Annotated in this window: 15 protein-coding genes; 5 read left to right on the forward strand and 10 right to left on the reverse strand. The window is 69.5% G+C overall.

Going from position 1 to position 16,573, the window contains the following annotated elements:
* Positions 1–449 precede the first annotated feature (449 nt).
* The 5 genes from pgm to ACT3UF_RS11660 all read right to left on the reverse strand — a co-directional run bounded on the left by pgm (position 450) and on the right by ACT3UF_RS11660 (position 5,729).
* Positions 450–2,087 carry a phosphoglucomutase (alpha-D-glucose-1,6-bisphosphate-dependent) gene (gene pgm / locus ACT3UF_RS11640; RefSeq protein WP_442332426.1) on the reverse strand — a complete coding sequence of 546 codons (1,638 nt, stop codon included), beginning with the start codon at positions 2,085–2,087 and terminating at the stop codon, positions 450–452.
* 109 nt (positions 2,088–2,196) lie between these two features.
* Positions 2,197–3,027, reverse strand: a complete 831-nt coding sequence (locus tag ACT3UF_RS11645) for a hypothetical protein (protein ID WP_442332427.1) — start codon at positions 3,025–3,027, stop codon at positions 2,197–2,199.
* Positions 3,028–3,117: 90 nt separating this feature from the next.
* Positions 3,118–4,134: an anion permease gene (locus ACT3UF_RS11650; protein ID WP_442332428.1), complete on the reverse strand. Its 1,017-nt coding sequence runs from the start codon at positions 4,132–4,134 to the stop codon at positions 3,118–3,120.
* Positions 4,135–4,767 carry a DUF47 family protein gene (locus ACT3UF_RS11655; RefSeq protein WP_441443920.1) on the reverse strand — a complete coding sequence of 211 codons (633 nt, stop codon included), beginning with the start codon at positions 4,765–4,767 and terminating at the stop codon, positions 4,135–4,137. It abuts the gene before it with no gap.
* 335 nt (positions 4,768–5,102) lie between these two features.
* Positions 5,103–5,729, reverse strand: coding sequence for a hypothetical protein (locus tag ACT3UF_RS11660; RefSeq protein ID WP_441443865.1), 627 nt, complete (start codon positions 5,727–5,729; stop codon positions 5,103–5,105).
* A 49-nt stretch (positions 5,730–5,778) separates the two neighbouring features.
* Here ACT3UF_RS11660 and ACT3UF_RS11665 point away from each other — a divergent pair, with 49 nt between their 5' ends.
* Positions 5,779–6,444 (forward strand): PH domain-containing protein, encoded by a 666-nt coding sequence (locus ACT3UF_RS11665; protein ID WP_441443864.1) that lies wholly within the window; start codon positions 5,779–5,781, stop codon positions 6,442–6,444.
* Between the two features lie 51 nt (positions 6,445–6,495).
* Positions 6,496–7,101 carry a DUF4126 domain-containing protein gene (locus ACT3UF_RS11670; protein ID WP_441443863.1) on the forward strand — a complete coding sequence of 202 codons (606 nt, stop codon included), beginning with the start codon at positions 6,496–6,498 and terminating at the stop codon, positions 7,099–7,101.
* 63 nt (positions 7,102–7,164) lie between these two features.
* Here ACT3UF_RS11670 and ACT3UF_RS11675 read toward each other — a convergent pair whose 3' ends face one another.
* The 5 genes from ACT3UF_RS11675 to ACT3UF_RS11695 form a co-directional block, all read right to left on the reverse strand.
* Positions 7,165–7,848 (reverse strand): hypothetical protein, encoded by a 684-nt coding sequence (locus ACT3UF_RS11675; protein WP_441443862.1) that lies wholly within the window; start codon positions 7,846–7,848, stop codon positions 7,165–7,167.
* A 170-nt stretch (positions 7,849–8,018) separates the two neighbouring features.
* Positions 8,019–9,050: a hydroxyacid dehydrogenase gene (locus ACT3UF_RS11680; protein ID WP_444600858.1), complete on the reverse strand. Its 1,032-nt coding sequence runs from the start codon at positions 9,048–9,050 to the stop codon at positions 8,019–8,021.
* A 35-nt stretch (positions 9,051–9,085) separates the two neighbouring features.
* A complete protein-coding gene (locus tag ACT3UF_RS11685) occupies positions 9,086–9,907 on the reverse strand; it encodes a hypothetical protein (protein WP_441443860.1) in 822 nt (273 codons plus the stop codon).
* Positions 9,904–10,950, reverse strand: coding sequence for a dihydrodipicolinate synthase family protein (locus ACT3UF_RS11690; protein ID WP_441443859.1), 1,047 nt, complete (start codon positions 10,948–10,950; stop codon positions 9,904–9,906). The genes ACT3UF_RS11685 and ACT3UF_RS11690 overlap by 4 nt, the downstream gene beginning before the upstream one ends.
* Complete coding sequence (locus tag ACT3UF_RS11695) at positions 10,950–12,005, reverse strand: NAD-dependent epimerase/dehydratase family protein (protein ID WP_441443858.1); 1,056 nt, start codon at positions 12,003–12,005, stop codon at positions 10,950–10,952. Before ACT3UF_RS11695 ends, ACT3UF_RS11690 begins: the two co-directional genes overlap by 1 nt.
* Positions 12,006–12,124: 119 nt before the next feature.
* Here ACT3UF_RS11695 and ACT3UF_RS11700 point away from each other — a divergent pair, with 119 nt between their 5' ends.
* The 3 genes from ACT3UF_RS11700 to ACT3UF_RS11710 all read left to right on the forward strand — a co-directional run bounded on the left by ACT3UF_RS11700 (position 12,125) and on the right by ACT3UF_RS11710 (position 16,570).
* Positions 12,125–13,258, forward strand: a complete 1,134-nt coding sequence (locus ACT3UF_RS11700; RefSeq protein ID WP_444608345.1) for a LacI family DNA-binding transcriptional regulator — start codon at positions 12,125–12,127, stop codon at positions 13,256–13,258.
* A gap of 27 nt (positions 13,259–13,285) precedes the next feature.
* Positions 13,286–14,611: an enolase C-terminal domain-like protein gene (locus ACT3UF_RS11705; protein ID WP_441443856.1), complete on the forward strand. Its 1,326-nt coding sequence runs from the start codon at positions 13,286–13,288 to the stop codon at positions 14,609–14,611.
* Positions 14,612–14,812: 201 nt separating this feature from the next.
* A complete protein-coding gene (locus ACT3UF_RS11710; protein WP_444608346.1) occupies positions 14,813–16,570 on the forward strand; it encodes a peptide ABC transporter substrate-binding protein in 1,758 nt (585 codons plus the stop codon).
* The last annotated feature ends 3 nt before the right edge of the window (positions 16,571–16,573 follow it).

Consider the following 16,573-nt stretch of genomic DNA (forward strand, 5'->3'; position numbering starts at 1 on the left):
ACCCTACCGAACCTTTACTTTCGACCCCATCGTTCATCGCCTCCGGGGTGCGCGCAAGGGTGCTGTGCATGGCGCCACGCCAGCGTGATCCACGCAATGTTGACCTTGGCTTGACCAAGTCTTTGCCGTCGACCTGCATGGATGCTGGTCAGCCGTCGATTTGCGCTCGCAGCGTCGGTCGCTGAGGTCATCGTGATCGCCCCGGGCGAACCTCGGAGAAATGTTCCGGAAGCACCACGGGAGCACGGAGACGAACAGGCACCTGCCCAGTCGTCACCATGGACAAGCGGCCGCGGAGGCCGACGCGGAGGAAGGGCCGATGCGGAGGAAGGGCCGATGCGGAGGAAGGGCCGGGGAAGCGAAAAGGTCGGGGAAGCGAAAAGGCCGGAGCGGAGAAAAGACGGAGCGCCGAGACCCCTGCGGGGACCCGGCGCTCCGTCACAGCACTGTCAGTCTGCGAGCACCTCGTCGACGAGGGCCTTCGCAGCGTCCTGCACCTGGCTCAGGTGCTCCTCACCCTTGAAGGACTCGGCGTAGATCTTGTAGATGTCCTCGGTGCCGGAGGGTCGCGCGGCGAACCAGGCCGACTCCGTGGAGACCTTCAGGCCTCCGATCGCGCCACCGGCAGGAGCCTCGGTGATCGCCGAGACGATCGGCTCGCCGGCCAGCTCGGTCGCACTGACCTGCTCGGGGCTGAGCGCCTTGAGCTTCGCCTTCTGCTCGCGGTTGGCCGGAGCGTCCATCCGGGCGTAGGCGCTGCTGCCGAATTCCTCGACCAGCTCGGCGTGCAGCGTGCTGGGGGAGCGGCCGGTGACTGCCAGGATCTCGGAGGCGAGCAGCGCCAGGATGATCCCGTCCTTGTCCGTGGTCCACACCGAGCCATCGCGCCGCAGGAAGGAGGCACCGGCGCTCTCCTCGCCGCCGAAGCCGACGGAGGAGTCGATCAGACCCGGCACGAACCACTTGAAGCCCACCGGCACCTCGTACAGCTCGCGGCCCAGGGAGGCCACCACGCGATCGATCAGGCTCGAGGAGACGACCGTCTTGCCGACCTTCGCGGTGGCCGGCCAGTTCGGGCGATGCGCGAAGAGGTAGCGGATCGCGGTGGCGAGATAGTGGTTGGGGTTCATCAGCCCGCCATCGGGGGTGACGATGCCGTGGCGATCCGCATCCGCGTCGTTGCCGGTGGCGATGTCGTACTCGTCGCGCTTCTCGAGCAGCGAGGCCATCGCCCACGGGCTCGAGCAGTCCATGCGGATCTTCCCGTCGCGGTCCAGCGTCATGAAGGACCAGCGGGGATCCACCTCCGGATTGACCACTGTCAGGTCGAGATCATGCATCTCCCCGATCTCGGCCCAGTAGTCCACCGCGGCGCCGCCCAGCGGATCAGCGCCGATCCGCACCCCGGCGCGACGAATCGCCTCGATGTCGACCACGTTAGGCAGGTCCGCCACATAGGTGTGCAGGAAGTCGTAACGCCCGGCATCCTGGAGGGCCTTCTGGCGGCCATGCCGGCGCACACCCCGCAGCCCCTCCGTCAGCAGCTGGTTGGCCCGGTCAGCGATCCAGGAGGTCGCGTCGGTGTCCGCGGGACCGCCATGGGGAGGGTTGTACTTGAAACCACCGTCACGCGGCGGGTTGTGGCTCGGGGTGATCACGATGCCGTCTGCACGGCCCGGATCGTTCGCAGCCCGACCTCGGTTGTGCGTGAGGATCGCGTGGGAGACGGCAGGGGTGGGGGTGTAGCCGTCCAGCGAGTCGACCTGGGCGGCGACGTCGTTGCCGATCAGCACCTCGAGTGCGGTGTCGAAGGCGGGTCGTGAGAGGGCATGGGTGTCGCGGCCCACGAACAGCGGCCCGCGGATGCCCTGCGCGGCCCGGTATTCGACGATGGCCTGCGTGGTCGCGGCGATGTGGTCCTCGTTGAACGCCGTGTCGAGAGAGGAGCCTCGGTGCCCGGAGGTGCCGAAGGAGACGGCCTGGTCGGGGTCCGACGGATCCGGGTGGAGGTCGTAATACGCGTCGAGGAGCGCATCGACATCGACGAGATCCTCCTCAAGTGCCTTCTGGCCTGCACGGGGGTGCATGATCACCACTCCATCCTCGAGTTCGGGGTCGTCACGACACTCTAGGTCAGGGTGACGCTCCGGACACCGGGGATGACTGCGGGCTGAGACGGCTCGTGGTGCTGAAGGATCAGGACCGACGTGACTTCACCAGCAGCACGATGCCGATGATCGTGAGCACGAGCCCGATCAGTCCCGCGATCACGCCGATGATCGGACCGATCAGCAGCGGGGCAGCCATGCTGAACACGCTGTACGGGCCGAGATAGGCGGGAGCGTCGGTCCCGGTGCAGGAGACCGTCACCGTGGTGTCCTCCAGAGCGGCGACGCCGAGCACCTGGACGTACTGCGACCCGTCGCCGAAGGTGGTCTCGGTCGAGCTGGGCACCGTGGTCACCGCGCCGGGCGTCGAGCCCTCGGCGGTGCATTCAGCGGCGGCCGCATCTGCCAGGGGGACGTACACGATCAGCATCTCGTTGGCGGGCACCTCGATGTCGGCGGTCGCCCCCTGCATCGGGACCGGGCCCTCGGTGGCGTCGCCGACGAGCGAGCCGACCGACCATACGATCCCGCCGATCGTCGCGGCGGGACCGATCACGACCAGCAGCACCAGGCCGATGATCAGCGGCCACAGCCCGCGTCGCCTGCGAGGGGCGGCGCCGGATCCGCCGGGGGCACCGGGGCCCGAACGGACGGAGGCAGGCAGCGGGCCGGTCTGCGGCGCGTAGGGGTCGGTGCCGAAGGAGCCGTAGCCCTGAGTTCCGGAGTTCTGGCTGCCGTAGTTCTGGCTGCCGTAGCCCTGGGATCCGTAGCCCTGCGTGCCGTAGTTCTGCTCGCCGTCGTTCTGGGGGCCGAACTGCGGCGCCGCGTCCGCTCTGGGAGCGGAGGTCGGCGTCGGCCCGGGCAGTCCGTAGCTGGGGCGCTGGCGCGGCGCAGGCGTCGTGGACTCACCGTCGGACATCGGGGCTCCTTCTGGGTACGGCACGGAAGGCCACAGGATAGTGGTCGATCCTCCGAGGACACCGAGTCCCCGCTCCGCAGGCGGGCAGGTTCAGCGGGAGCTCATCGCCAGCATCGTCCCCACCAGCGCCGCGCCCACCACAGCGCAGGCCAGCGGGGTGGCCAGCCAGATCAGCAGAATCTTGCCGGCGACCTGCCAGCGCACATTCCGCAGCCCCTGGGCGACCCCCGCACCGACCACGCTCGATGCCAGCGCATGAGAGGTCGAGACGGGAGATCCGACGCCGAACAGGCCCAGCGACATGGTGACCGCGGCGGAGGTCTCCGCAGCGAGGCCCTGCGCGACGTTCAGGTCGGTGAGGTGGCGGCCGAGCACGCGGATGATGCGATGACCGCCCACCAGTGTGCCGAGCCCGATCGCGAGGGCGACCGCGACCATGAGGGTCACCGCGAACGACGGGGGGCCGCCGGTGGCGGCGAAGGCGATCACGATCACCGCGAGCGGCAACCGGGAGTCGTTGAGCCCGTGCCCCGTGGCGACCGCGCCGGCGGAGACGGTCTGGGCGAAGCGGAGGTGTCCCCGCAGCAGCCGCTCATGCCGGCCCAGGACCAGCACGAGCTGCATCAGCAGGTAGGCGATCACCGCGGACAGCACCGGGCCGACGAGGGAGACGACCAGCAGCAGCCCGAGCCGCTCCCAGGCCGCAGGAGCCCCGATCGCGAGCGAGACCCCCACCGTGGAGCCGAAGAAGGCATGCCAGGTGGACGAGGGCATCCCGAGCCACCAGGTGAGCAGATCCCAGCCGATGGTCGCGAGCATGATCGCGATCAGGACCAGCCCGAGCACATCCGGCTGCCCGGCGGTCTCCTGCGTCAGCGGCGTCATCCCCAGCAGCCGCAGCGCCCACGGTGCGGAGGCGACGATCAGCATCATCCCCAGCAGGGCACCCAGCACGTTGAGGATCGCGGCCAGGGCCAGAGCGGTCGACTCCCGAAGCGTTCTGGTCGTGATCGTCGTGGTGACGGCGTTGGACGCATCGTGGAAGCCGTTCATATACGCCATCGCGAGTGCCAGGACGACGACCAGCACGAGCATCAGCGTCGTCACTCAGGCGTCCTTGACCCGCAGCAGATCGGTCAGCCGCGCGATGCGTTCCTGCAGAGCGATCGTGTGCCGGATCGACCCGGAGACGTCATGCAGGGGCATCAGCTCCTGGACGGAGCCGCCTCGCGAGTACAGCTCGCCGAGCGCCCTGCGGATCAGCCTCTCTCCCTGCCGAGTGAGCTTCCGGACCTGGTCGTAGTAGTCGCCCAGCTCCCGGATGCGCGACAGCTTCCAGCTCGCGGCGACCGTGTACTCGGCAGCACGCTCAATGCCCTTGGCCGCATCCAGCAGCGGGGTGGGCAGCTGTCCCACGCGGGAAATGACCAGGAGCTCCGCAGTGTGCTCCATGGAGTCCACCGCATCCGCCATTGTGAGCGCGAGGTCGTACAGCAGCTCGGCCTCATAGGGGGTGATCAGGGACTGGGCGAGCCGCTCGGCGATGCGTCGGCACAGCTCCTCGGCGACCGTCGACTGCTCGTGCAGCCGCGGTGCGATGCGAGTGCGCTCCCGGTATCCGTGGCCGAGCAGCTTCGAATGGGTGTCGGCGGACTGCACCAGCAGCTCGGCGAGCTCCGCGAAGAGGTCGTACAGCGGACGCTCGGTGCGCTGTGGGAAGAACCGGGAGAGGAACTGCATCACCTCGGGTCGCCTCCTCGCGCCTGGGGCGCATGACGTCGCTGCGGCCCGGAGGGGCTGCGCGGACCGGATTCGTGATGATGAGGCGCCGGACCGGGATGCGCCTGTCGGCGCGAAGGCCGCTCGAAGCGGCAAATGTTGGAGCCCGGGGCAACCGCGGCCCGGCGCCTGTCCATCGTAGGGCACCGGCCCGGGCATGAGGCAAATGGATGCCCGCCGCGATATGGCGAGCGCCTCACTCCGCGCCTCACTCCCGCGACTCCCGCGCGAAACTTCCGCGCCTCGCTCCCGCTGCGTCGTGCGCCCCTCTGGCGCGGTCGTGCCGTCGTCCGGCGTCAGTCCAGCAGGCCTGCCTCGGCGTAGCGGCCTGCCGCCGAGAGCTCCTCGCCGGTGCGCAGGAGCCGCTCGGCCTGTCGGGTGCGCGCATCGTCCCGGTCCTCATCCGCCAGATGGGCGGTGCCGTGGGCGATGATCGTGGCGACCGCGCCGGCTCTGCGCAGCGCGAGGCCGAGATCCCCGGTGAACGCTCCACGCAGGATGTCGTCCATCGTCCGCTGGACCTGCGGAACGTCCGGTGGCTCGGCGAAGCCGGAGAGATACCTCAGCCCGGGAACCGTGCGTGATCCCGCGCGGTAGCGGAGCACGACCTCGTCCCCGACCTGCTGCACCCAGGTGTGGAGCACGTACAGCCGCCACAGCGCCCCAGGCAGGGTCGAAGCAGGAGCTCCGGACCACAAGGCGCTGAGGTCGGTCAGGCCGTCCTGGGCGGCCAGCGCCACGACCCGCTCCACGACCTCGGGATCAGAGCTGTGGAAGACCCCATCCAGCAGCGCCCGCGCGGAATCGTGCGCCAGATCCGCCGAGGCGGCGGGGTCGGGCTCGCCGGGGATGGTCTCGGCGACCGACGCGTACAGCGGAGCGGGCCGGCGGAAGCGGGGGGCGGAAGGGCCGTTCGAGGACATGCTCAGCACACTACGCGCAGGCGGCGACGAGCCGCATTACTGTGAGGGCATGACCATCCCCCGGCAGATCGGACCCGAGACCGGTCCGCGCACCGCCCTGCCCGATTACACCCGCAGCAATGCGACGGTCGAGCGCATGGTCTCGGACCTGCGCCGCGGTCACCGTCAGGGGAGCGCACGGCCCGGCACCGGCGGTACTGTTCGGGCCTTGTTCCCGGTCGCCGCCACCCGCGACACCCTGCTGCGTGCGGTGGCCGCCGCGTTGCTGCTGGGCGGCACGGTCATCGCCGCGGTCGGTATCCTGCTGCTCTCGCTCGGAGTGGAGGACGGCCATGCGCCGGAGATCGGCCGGCTGATCGTGATGCTCGCACTCGGCGCGATCGGGCTGATCCTGCTGCTGCTGGGGCTGCGCTTCGTCCTGGTGGCGCTGGGCACCGCCCGCTCACGAGTGGAGATCACCGAGCGCGGGCTGCGGGTGGTGGGCGCCTTCCGTTCCCGAGAGGTCCCCTGGCGGGACATCATCGCGATCGAATCGCGGGTGGTCCATCCGGTGCACTGGCTCACCGCAGCGCTGCGGCTGCGCGACGGCTCCCGCGTGCTGATGCCCGCCTTCGACCGGCATGTCTGGACCTGGTCCCAGCCATCGGGGCAGGACATCCGCACCCTGCGGATCGAGCTGAGGAAGCAGGAGAAGGCCGCTCGCGGCGCCTTCTGAGCCACCGAGCCCGAGAGATCGACCCCTGCGGAAGCACCACGGAGGAGAGCCATGGAAGCACTGATGATGACCCTGGGATCGGGCTGGGTCAGCGGGGTCCGGCCCTATTTCATGGTCTTCCTGCTGGGACTGTCCGGCAGGCTGATGAACCTCGAACAGGTCCCTGAGGTGCTGCAGCGCACCGATCTGCTGGTGATCACCGCCATCCTGCTGCTGGTGGACTTCGCAGCGGACAAGATCGCCTTCCTCGACTCCTTCTGGGACCAGCTGCACACCGTGATCCGTCCGATCGCCGGCGGGGCGATCGGGTTCCTGCTGGGGGGCGAGACCGACACCAGCACCGCCATCGTGATGGCGGTGCTCGGTGCCGCCGCGGCCTTCGGCTCCCACGCCGCCAAGGCAACTGCGCGCGCCGCGGTGAACGTCTCGCCGGAGCCGGTCTCCAACGCCCTGGTCTCCACCGGGGAGGACGTCGCCGCGGTGGTGATGGGGCTGCTCACTGTTCTGCTGCCCGCGCTCGCCGGTGTGCTCGCCCTCGTGCTGCTCGGCCTCGGCATCTACCTGATGGTGCGGATCCGGCGCGCCTATCGAGGACTGCGGGAACGGCTGCAGCAGGCCCGGGCGCGGCGCGGGGACGGCGTCGGACCCGCAGTCTGAGACCGGGGGTCCGACGCCGTCGGGGTCTGGCTCCGGTGGCGTTCTCGCCGGCGACTGGTTCTCTCAGCTGGCGACGGTGCCGGGAGCCTGGCTGATGCCGTCGTCCCACAGGACCCGAGTCGCCTCCGCCACCCCGCCCGCGTCCACGTCGGAGACCCCGAGGATGCCCTCGTCGTCCAACGGAAGATGCCCGATCTTCCAGCTGCCGTCCGCCTCCGCATGGAACATCAGCGGGGTGGGGTCCTCCGGGGCGGCGATATCGGTGCGGCGCAGCGAGACGGTCCGCTCGTTGCCCTCCCCGAGGAAGGCCAGCACGATGTCGGAGACTGAGGCGGGCACCTGATCGCTGCTCGGCAGGGCGGTGACCACGAACGAATCCAGCTCGTCCTGGGTGAGCATGAGGATGGCCTCATTGGCCTTGATGATGAAGGCCATGCGCATCGCCTCGCCTTCGGCCAGCGCGATCCCCAGCCAGCGATCGGCGGCGGTCAGCGCGGTGGCGACCACCTGGCCCTCCTCTCCCAGCAGCCACTGGCCGTCCGCCGAGCGCTCGACCTTCCCCCGGGCGCGGAGCCCGGAGGTGACGGCTGCGGTGACGAACTCCTGGGCTGCTGCGGGCGCGGAGCGCAGCCCGATCTGCTCGCGGGTGATCCTGCCGCTCTCGGTGTCTCGCAGCCCGAGCATGAAGTCGATCTCGTAGGCCGTGTAGATCGTGACCTGCTCGTCGGTCGTGCTGGTCTCGCTCATAGGTCCCCCTGGGTGGCGTGATCCGGACAGCGGGAAGGCGTCCGGTGGAAGTGTCACCGAAAGCATGTCAGATGTGCGCCAGGCACTCCACCGATTCGCGACCGCGCCCGAGATTCGCGACCTCGCCCGAGACCTCCCCGCGCCCGAGACGTCACCGCGCCCGAGACTTCTCAGGAGAGCCGGTCGTAGATCTCCGCCGTCACCTCGTAGCGCAGGGGAGCGCCGGAGAGGAATGCCGAGATCTCCTGCACCACCCCGTCGCCCTGGGCTCGTCGCGCCTCGACGGTCCCTCCGGCCACGTGCGGGGTGATCAGCACGTTGTCGAGCCCGTAGAGAGGGGAGTTCTCCGCCAACGGCTCGACGTCGAACACATCCAGCCCTGCGCGCAGCCGGCCCGCGACCAGCTCGGTGGTCAGCGCCTCCATATCGATCACGGCGGAGCGGGCGGTGTTGAGCACGGTCGCACCGTCGCGAAGTCGCGCGATCATGTCGGCATCGAGCATCCCCCGGGTCTCGTCGGTGACGGGAGCGTGGATCGCGAGCACATCGCTGCGTTCGCACAGCTCCGCCAGTCCCACCAGCTGCACCCCGAGCGCTGCGGCGTCGTCCTCCGTGGCGAAGGGGTCGTGGGCGAGCACCTCCTGGACGCCCAGCCCGCGCACCATCGAGACGTACTCACGACCCACCCGGGACAGGCTCAGCACGCCGATGGTCTGCTCCCGGATGCCATGGGTGAGGGTGCCGGAGCCGCCGGCCCTCCAATCATGCGTCGCCTGCAGGCGACGGTCCATCGAGTGCACATCGCGCAGCAGTACAAGGGTGAAGGTGAGCGCGAGCTCCGCCACCGCGGTGGCCATCGCCGCAGAGCCGCCCTGGGCGAGCCGCAGCCCCTGCTCGAGCACCTGCTTGGGGAACAGGCCTCGCACGGTGCCGGCGGTGTGCGCGGCGTACTTCAGCCGTGACCCGCTCAGCACCGAGGGATCGAAGGGCGCGGTGCTCCAGGACGTGATCAGCACGTCGTAGTCGTCGGCGATGCCCTCGGGGAGGCGGATCCGGGAGTCGCCGCTCTCCGGCGGGAGCACCACCTCGCCCACGCCCCGCAGCCGCTCCAGAGCCGCCTCGGAGTAGAGGACTCCGAGCTCTTGAGGGGTGATCGCCACGAAGATGCGGGGAGTGCTGGCGGGCTCTGCGGGGACGGACATGAGGTCTCCTTCTCGGGGCGGGGCGGTCTTCGGGGTCATGGTGCATCGAGCAGGCCGAGCCTGCGCAGACCGGTGAGCAGGTGACCCGCCACGACGGCATTGCCGAGCTGGTCGAAATGCCCCGGATCCGTGGAGATCGACGGCGGCTTGGCTCCGGCGCGGCGCTCGGCGAGGTCCTCTGCGGAGGCATCGATCCCGGTGGCCTCCGGCAGCGCCGGGGAGGTGACGAAATCCTGGACCTCGAGGTAGGCGCTGCCGAAGCGCTCCGCGCATCCGGAGTTCACGGCGAGCACCTGCGCGCGCATCGCGGGTTCGGCGCCGTTGTTGACGAACTGGCCGACGACGGCGACGCGCGCCCCAGCCTGCTCGAGATACCGGGCGGAGGTGGTGATGCGGTCCAGGACCCCTGCTGCGTCCTGCCCACGGTTGAGGTCGTTCTTGCCCATCCACAGCACGGCGTCGTGGCCGCGCAGGGACGCCCCGGTGAGCGGGAGGAAGGGATCGCCGTCGACTGCGATCGGATCGCCGGGACGCAGGCGGGTCAGGAAGACACCCTCCTCGGTGCCGTGGACCACGGCGGGGATGCCGGCGACGTGGCCGGCGTAGGGCTTGAGGGCGTGGGAGACCAGGTCGAGCTCGGTGGGCAGCAGCTTCACCGTCCCCGCCGCCGGGAGGAGTCCGCCCGCCACGGCGATCGGGAGGGGGATCGACCCGATCCGGGCGGCGGTGTGGTGCGAGGTCTCCCCGCCGCGACCTTCGTTGAGGAAGCCGGTTCCCGATGGCGCCAGCGCCGCCTCGAGCGCCGGACCGATCAGCGCCATCGAGGAGGAGCCCCAGCCGACGAGGGCAGGTCTCATGACAGCCAGCCCTCGCGCCCGGCGGCGACGAACTCCTCGTCCAGCAGCGCGGGGAAGCGCGCCCGCACCTCACGGATCAGCTGCTCCTGCCCGGGGGACAGGACATCGGGCCCCAGGCAGCGAGTGCTGCTCAGCAGCCCCTGCTGGCGCAGCACCTCGTTGACACCGGGGACGCAGCCCGAGAAATTGTGGAGCACATCGAAGACGGCCGCGTTGACCTCTACCAGATCGCTGCCCAGTGCGAGCAGCTCGGGGGTGACGGCGTCGGCGGCGACCTCAGCGTTCGCCCGAGCGACCAGCTCGACCGCGGCGCGAGTGCCCACAGCCCACTGCCCCAGCAGCCCGCCGCGTGCCCGCACCTCCCGCAGGTGCCCGTCGACCTCGCGTCGGAAGGGCGTCACCAGATCCGCCACGATCGCATCGTCGTTGCCGGTCAGCACCGCGACCTGGTCCCAGCGCTCATGACCGAGCAGCTCCTGCATCACGTCGTTGGTGCGGTACCGGTCAAACGGCGCCGTCTTCACCGCCACCACCGACTCGAGGCTGAACAGAGAGCGCCAGAAGGCTCGGCTCAGGGGCATGCCGCCCACGCTGTCCTGCAGGTAGAAGCCGATGGTCGGAAGCACCTCGCCGACGGCTTCGGCACGCTCGAGCAGCGACTGCTCGCTGCGTTCGACCATTCCCCAGGGGCTCATCAGCGCGGCCTGGAATCCGAGCTCGCGGGCGAGCTCCGCCTCGCGGACGGCTTGGGCGGTGTCACCGACCAGGCCCGCGATCAGCAACGGCGAGGCGACGGCGCCCGGGGCGGCCTCCGCAGCGATGGCCGCGGCCTGCTCCCAGACGGTGCGCAGCAGGGCGGGATCGTCATGCAGCTCGAACTGGGTGGAGTGCACTCCGACGGCGAGGCCATGCGCGCCGGCAGCCAGCTGATAGCGGGTCAGAGCCCGCTGCGCTCGCAGGTCCACACCGCCGTGGTCGTCGAGAGCCAGGGGATGTGCGGGGATCGCGACGCCGGAATCGAGCCTCGCGTGCAGGTCGATCATCAGAACTTCCCCTCGCGCTGCTGGAATTTGGTGGCCTTGCCGAGCTGGCGGCCACCGCCCCCGACCCATTGGCCCACCCAGCGCACCAGGCGACGCAGCGGGACCGAGGGATAGCCGTAGAGCTCATGGATCTCGGCGGCATCGTTCAGGAGAGCATCGGGTGACTCCTCGCCGACGATCTTCGGTGCGATGCCCATCTCCTCGCCGAGCCAGTGGGCCAGCCGGCGCACGGAGACGGTCTCCGGGCCGGTGGCGTTGAGGATCCGCGGGGGAGTGCCTGCCAGCTCGATCGACCGCAGCGCCCAGGCGTTGATATCGCCCTGCCAGGCGACGTTGACGGCGGGCATGGTGACATCCACCGGCTCGCCAGCGGCGATCTTGGTGGCGATATCGGCGATCACCCCGTAGCGCAGCTCGCAGGCGTAGTTCAGGCGGAAGATCGACACCGGGGTGTCCCAGGTGTGGGAGGCATAGCTGAACAGCCGCTCCCGGGCGAGGCAGGACTGGGCGTACTCACCGACCGGCGCCGGCTCGTCGGCCTCGGTGGAGCCGCCGGTGCCGAGCGGGGAGAGCGGGTACACGTTGCCGGTGGAGTAGACCAGCGAGGGCACGCCCCGGTACCGGTCCGCGACCAGTGCGGGCATCGCGGCGTTGGACCACCAGGTCTGGTGCTCGAGGCCCGTGGTGCCGAACTTCATCGCCGCGAGGTAGAACATGCCCGCGGCGTCCGGCAGGTCCGCGTAGGACTCGGAGCGCGCGAGATCCGCGGGGTGCACCACGATGCCCGCCTCCTCGAGCAGCGTGCGCGAGGCGGGGTCGGAGAAGCGCGAGACGGCGATGACGCGGGCATCGGAGCCGACCTCGTCCAGCGCCCGCCGGGCCATCAGGGACATGGTGGGGCCGATCTTGCCGCCCGCGCCGAGGAGCACGATGTCGCCGCCCAGAGCAGCGAGGGCCTCGCCCACGCCGGGAAGCGGGCGGGACAGGAGCTCGTCGAGCTCCTGCTCGTCGGCAGGGGCGGTGGTGGGAAGCATGTTTGTGATCACGGTCGACACTGATCGTCCTCACGTCGTGGAGAGAAGGTGGTGGGAGAAAAGCATTTCCCCGCGAGAGAGAGCCTAGGTCGCCAGCGTGGGACCGTCAAGAGAGCGTTTGCTGGGAGTATCCTCCGAACATGGCAGTGACCCTCAAAGACGTGGCACAACGCGCCGGAGTCTCCGTCCCGACAGCGTCCCGTGTGCTCTCCGGGAGCACCTACCCGGTGGTCGAGGAGCTCCGTGAGCGAGTGAAGGCCGTCGCGCTCGAGCTCGACTACGTCCCCAACGCCCAGGCGCAGGGGCTTCTGCGCGGCAACACCGGCACCATCGGCGTGCTGGTGGGAGACGTCGGCGACCCGTACTTCTCCGAGATCGTCAACGGCATCCACGAACGAGCAACCGCCGAGAACCTGTTGGTCACCATCTGCCATACCGAGCGTGATCCGGAGCGCGAGCTCGGCTACTTCAGGATGCTGCAGTCGCATCGTGCGCATTCCGTGATCGTCGCCGGCTCCGGCCTGAGCGATGAGGCGTACCGGCAGGGGATCGCGACCCGGGTGAGATCCTTCCGAGCTGCGGGCGGGCACGTAGTGGGCATCGGCACCCCGGTGGTCGAGATGGACCGGGTGCTGGTGGACAACCGCGAGGGCGGCCGGCTCATCGGCCGCCATCTCACCGAGCTCGGCCACCGCGATATCGCACTGATCTCAGGTCCCGAAGCGCTGATCTCCAGTCAGGAGCGATACGAGGGGATGAAAGAAGCCCTCGACGAAGTCGGAGCCCGGCTGATCGTCCACCACGGCCCGCCGAACCGGGACGAGGGCTACCGCGCCGCCGGTGAGCTGCTGCGCGAGCATCCCGAGCTCACCGCCCTGCTCGGCACCGCGGACCAGATGGCGATGGGTGCACTCGCCTACCTGAGGGACCAGGGACGCAGTGTCCCGGAGGACGTCTCCGTCGCCGGCTTCAACGACATCGCCGTCGCCCGCGACCTCTCGCCCTCGCTGACCACCGTGCGGCTGCCGCTGCGGGAGATGGGCAAGATCGCCCTGGATCTCGCGCTGGGCCGCGGCGGGCCGCGGGGCGCCGTCAGCCCGGGCGGCGCCGAAGGTGCGGACGGCTCTGCCGACGATGTCGCCGGTGCGGCCGGTGCGGCCGGTGCGGCCGGTGCGGCCGGTGCTGTCGGTGCCGACGGTGTCGCCATGATCGAGCGCCGTCTCGGCGTCGAGCTGATGGTGCGCCAGTCCACCGGTCCCGTGCGCTCACGCTGAGCAGTCGTGTCGCTCGAAGGGGAGACGGTGAACTCCGCCATGAAGAATGGTCGGCGCAGCGATATCCGGGTGAGAGGTGCGGAAGTCCGTTTCCGGGACGTCGCCCTCGAGCCACCCTTCGTGATCAGCGGGCGGCCGCTCACGCACATCACCGCTGTCTCCGTGCACGTGGACGTCACCGACTGCGCTGGGCAGGGCTCCGCAGGAGTCGGAGCCGGGATGCTCTCGGCGCCCTGGTCCTGGCCCTCGACGGACCTCGACCTGGAGACCCGTGACCGGGTGATGCGCGAGCTGGTGCGTGAGCTCGCGGCGCAGATGGCCGAGTCATCGCTCAGCGGTGATCCGTTCGTGCTCTGGCGCCCGCTGTACGAGGGTCTCGACGATCTGCTCGCCGGTGCGGCGCGCCGCGCCGGTGTTGATCGCATCCCGCGCCTCGCTGGTCTGCTCGCCCTCGGCGCGGTGGACAACGCGCTGCACGACGCCTGGTCACGAGCTGCCGGAATTCCGCTCACCTCGATGTACACCGCGGAGCACCTGCGAGAAGACCTCAGCCGCTATGGCAAGGCGGGGGAGGGGCTGTATCCCGGGGAAACCCTGGGCACGCCTCACGCTCAGCTGCCTGTCCAGCATGCGCTCGGGGTCGGTGATCCGCTCACCGCGGCCGACGCCGCACCGGGTGTGCGCGACCTTGAGGACTGGATCCGGGTCGAGGGCGTGCACCATCTCAAGCTCAAGCTCTCCGGTGAGCTCTCCGCCGATCTCGAGCGGCTGCGGGCCGTGCACCGCGTTGCCGCTCCGCTGCATTCCGACCTGCGACTCTCCCTGGACCCCAATGAGGCGTACACGCTTCCGGCGCTCGCCGAGCTGCTGGACACCCTCGAGCGTGAGGACCCGGTCCTGCTGTCCACGATCGACTACCTGGAGCAGCCGATCCCTCGCGACCAGGAGCCGGATCCGGTGATGCTCCGCAGGCTCTCGGCCCGGATCCCCGTGCTGCTCGACGAGGGCTACAGCCGTCTGACCCAGCTGTCCACGGTGCAGGGCCAGGGCTGGTCCGGCGTGGTGATCAAGGCGGTCAAGGGGCAGAGCCACGCGATGATCACCCAGGCGCTCGCGCACGCAGCCGGGATGCGGATCGCGATCCAGGACCTCACCACCGTTGACCTCGCCCTGGAGCACTCCCTCGGCCTCGCCGCGGTGCTGCCGGTCTCCTGGCCTGCAGTCGAGTACAACAGCCGGCAGTACGCCGCAGCGGCGAACGGGGAGCTCGCGCGGCGTGCTCCGGAGCTCGTGACCGTGCGGGATGGCTCTGTCCGTGTCGAGCCGGTGGCCCGCGGACTGCACGACATCTGAGCCCTCGCGTTCTCGCGCAGCGCCCGGAGGTCACAGCAGGAACACGGTCTCGGAGCCTGCGCGCGGCGCAATGACACCGATTGCGCAACCACCTTGACAACACCCGTGAGCACCGTCACGATTGTGATAGAAAGCGTTTGCAGTCAACGGGGCGACGGCGCCCCGGGCGATGACGCAGACAGCATCCGAAGGGTGAACTCCATGGCAAAGACGCAGGATTTCGGAACGGTCAGCAGACGGGTGCTGCTCGGAATGGGAGTCGGCGGGGCGGGGCTGCTCGCCTCGGGCTGCTCCCTCTTCGATTCGAGCTCCGGGGGGAGCGGCGGCGGTAGCGGCGAGGACGGCGCGAAGTCGATCACCATCGCCAGCACCGGCACGATCGACGCACTCGATCCGCACTACGTGAACAACAGCATGACCATTGTCCCCTCGGCCCTCGGCGAAGGCCTGGTCATGCAGTCCGAGGACGGCAGCGACGTGGTGCCGGCGCTCGCCGAGAGCTGGGATGAATCCGAGGACGGGCTGACCTATACCTTCCACCTTCGTGAGGCGAAGTGGTCCAACGGTGAGCCCATCACCTCGGACGATGTGGCCTTCTCCTTCCAGCGGCTGCTCACCCCGAGCGGGGCGGGCACCGGCTACGCGGCCGGCGCCTCGAGCTTCCTGCCCTCCATCGGAATCAAGGGCGCGGCCGATTTCCAGTCCGGCGCCTCGAGCGACTGGGCCGAGGTGGGCATCACCGCACCGGATGAGAAGACCGTCGAAGTCACGCTGGAGGCCGCGAACCCCGACTTCCTGATCAACATGTCGCACTACTCGATGACGGTGCTGAACAAGGCGTCGGTCGAAGCGGACCCGGAAGGGTGGACCGCTGTCGACAGCTGGGTGAGCAACGGCCCGTTCCGGATGACGCAGTGGGATCCCACCACCGTCCTCGAGATGGAGAAGAACCCCGAGTACTGGGACGCGGACAACGTCGACATCGACCACGTCACCCTCCAGCTCGGCGGCGACCTGCCCACCAACGTCCTCGCCTTCAGCGCCGGCGAGATGGACGTCATCGGGGTGGACGGAGTCACCCTCAACGGCGATCCCTCGCTCGAGGAGAAGCTGACCAAGGTGGACGGCTACGCCTGCCATTACCTGCAGACGATGTGGGGAGGGCACGACGCGATCCGCGATCAGAAAGTGCGTCAGGCCCTCTCGATGGCCATCGATCGCGGGGCACTCACTGAGAACGATCCGGGGAAAGAAGCCGCCGGGACCCTGGTCCCCAGCAGCGTCCCGGAGTGGAGCGAGGATCTCATGATCCCCTTCGATCCCGACGGGGCGAAGGCACTGCTCGAGGAGGCCGGCTACGGCGACGGGCTCCCGCCGATGCGGGTCCAGATGGGCTTCGAGTCGCCGATGTTCGCGATTCTCGCTGAGCAGCTGAAGGACACCCTCGGCCTCGCGGTCTCCCTCGAGGTCCTCGAAGGCGGCGTCCATGCAGACACCCGCTGGCTGCCCTACGAGGACACCTCGGTGATGAGCTTCTACTACGGCTCTTTCGCCGGCATCTCGACGATGCCCAACTGGATCCTCAACATCTTCGGCATCGACCACGTGCGCCAGTTCTCGATGCCCGTAGCGGCCTGGGACAAGATCAAGGCCACCCGTTCCGACGAGAGTCTCGACGGGGCACAGATCGCCGCGCAGGTCGAGGAGATCCTCTCCACGAAGTCCACCCCGGAGGCACAGAAATATGCGGAGCTCGCCCGCGCCGCCGCGGCGGAGCTCGACGAGGCGAAGCGGACCCAGACGTTCCTCGAGGCCGCCGCGCTGCGGGACGAGATGGCCTTCACCATCCCGCTGGTGTGGGGCGCGCAGATGTGGGTGACCTCCGACCGGCTCAGCGGCCTGCAGGGACGCCCGTCCCCCGAGGGCTACTACTACAAGCACCTCACGGCGAGCGAGTGATCA

It is taken from the genome of Brachybacterium sp. AOP24-D1-21 (genome assembly GCF_052378665.1).
Taxonomy (GTDB): domain Bacteria; phylum Actinomycetota; class Actinomycetes; order Actinomycetales; family Dermabacteraceae; genus Brachybacterium.

Bases quoted from the DNA above. Each gene is read 5' to 3' on its own strand.
- ACT3UF_RS11665 (WP_441443864.1), top strand. From the start codon at position 5,779: ATGACCATCCCCCGGCAGATCGGACCCGAGACCGGTCCGCGCACCGCC.
- pgm (WP_442332426.1), bottom strand. From the start codon at position 2,087: ATGCACCCCCGTGCAGGCCAGAAGGCACTTGAGGAGGATCTCGTCGAT.
- ACT3UF_RS11655 (WP_441443920.1), bottom strand. From the start codon at position 4,767: ATGCAGTTCCTCTCCCGGTTCTTCCCACAGCGCACCGAGCGTCCGCTG.
- ACT3UF_RS11660 (WP_441443865.1), bottom strand. From the start codon at position 5,729: ATGTCCTCGAACGGCCCTTCCGCCCCCCGCTTCCGCCGGCCCGCTCCG.
- ACT3UF_RS11710 (WP_444608346.1), top strand. From the start codon at position 14,813: ATGGCAAAGACGCAGGATTTCGGAACGGTCAGCAGACGGGTGCTGCTC.
- ACT3UF_RS11680 (WP_444600858.1), bottom strand. From the start codon at position 9,050: ATGTCCGTCCCCGCAGAGCCCGCCAGCACTCCCCGCATCTTCGTGGCG.
- ACT3UF_RS11675 (WP_441443862.1), bottom strand. From the start codon at position 7,848: ATGAGCGAGACCAGCACGACCGACGAGCAGGTCACGATCTACACGGCC.
- ACT3UF_RS11690 (WP_441443859.1), bottom strand. From the start codon at position 10,950: ATGATCGACCTGCACGCGAGGCTCGATTCCGGCGTCGCGATCCCCGCA.
- ACT3UF_RS11645 (WP_442332427.1), bottom strand. From the start codon at position 3,027: ATGTCCGACGGTGAGTCCACGACGCCTGCGCCGCGCCAGCGCCCCAGC.
- ACT3UF_RS11685 (WP_441443860.1), bottom strand. From the start codon at position 9,907: ATGAGACCTGCCCTCGTCGGCTGGGGCTCCTCCTCGATGGCGCTGATC.
- ACT3UF_RS11700 (WP_444608345.1), top strand. From the start codon at position 12,125: ATGGCAGTGACCCTCAAAGACGTGGCACAACGCGCCGGAGTCTCCGTC.
- ACT3UF_RS11670 (WP_441443863.1), top strand. From the start codon at position 6,496: ATGGAAGCACTGATGATGACCCTGGGATCGGGCTGGGTCAGCGGGGTC.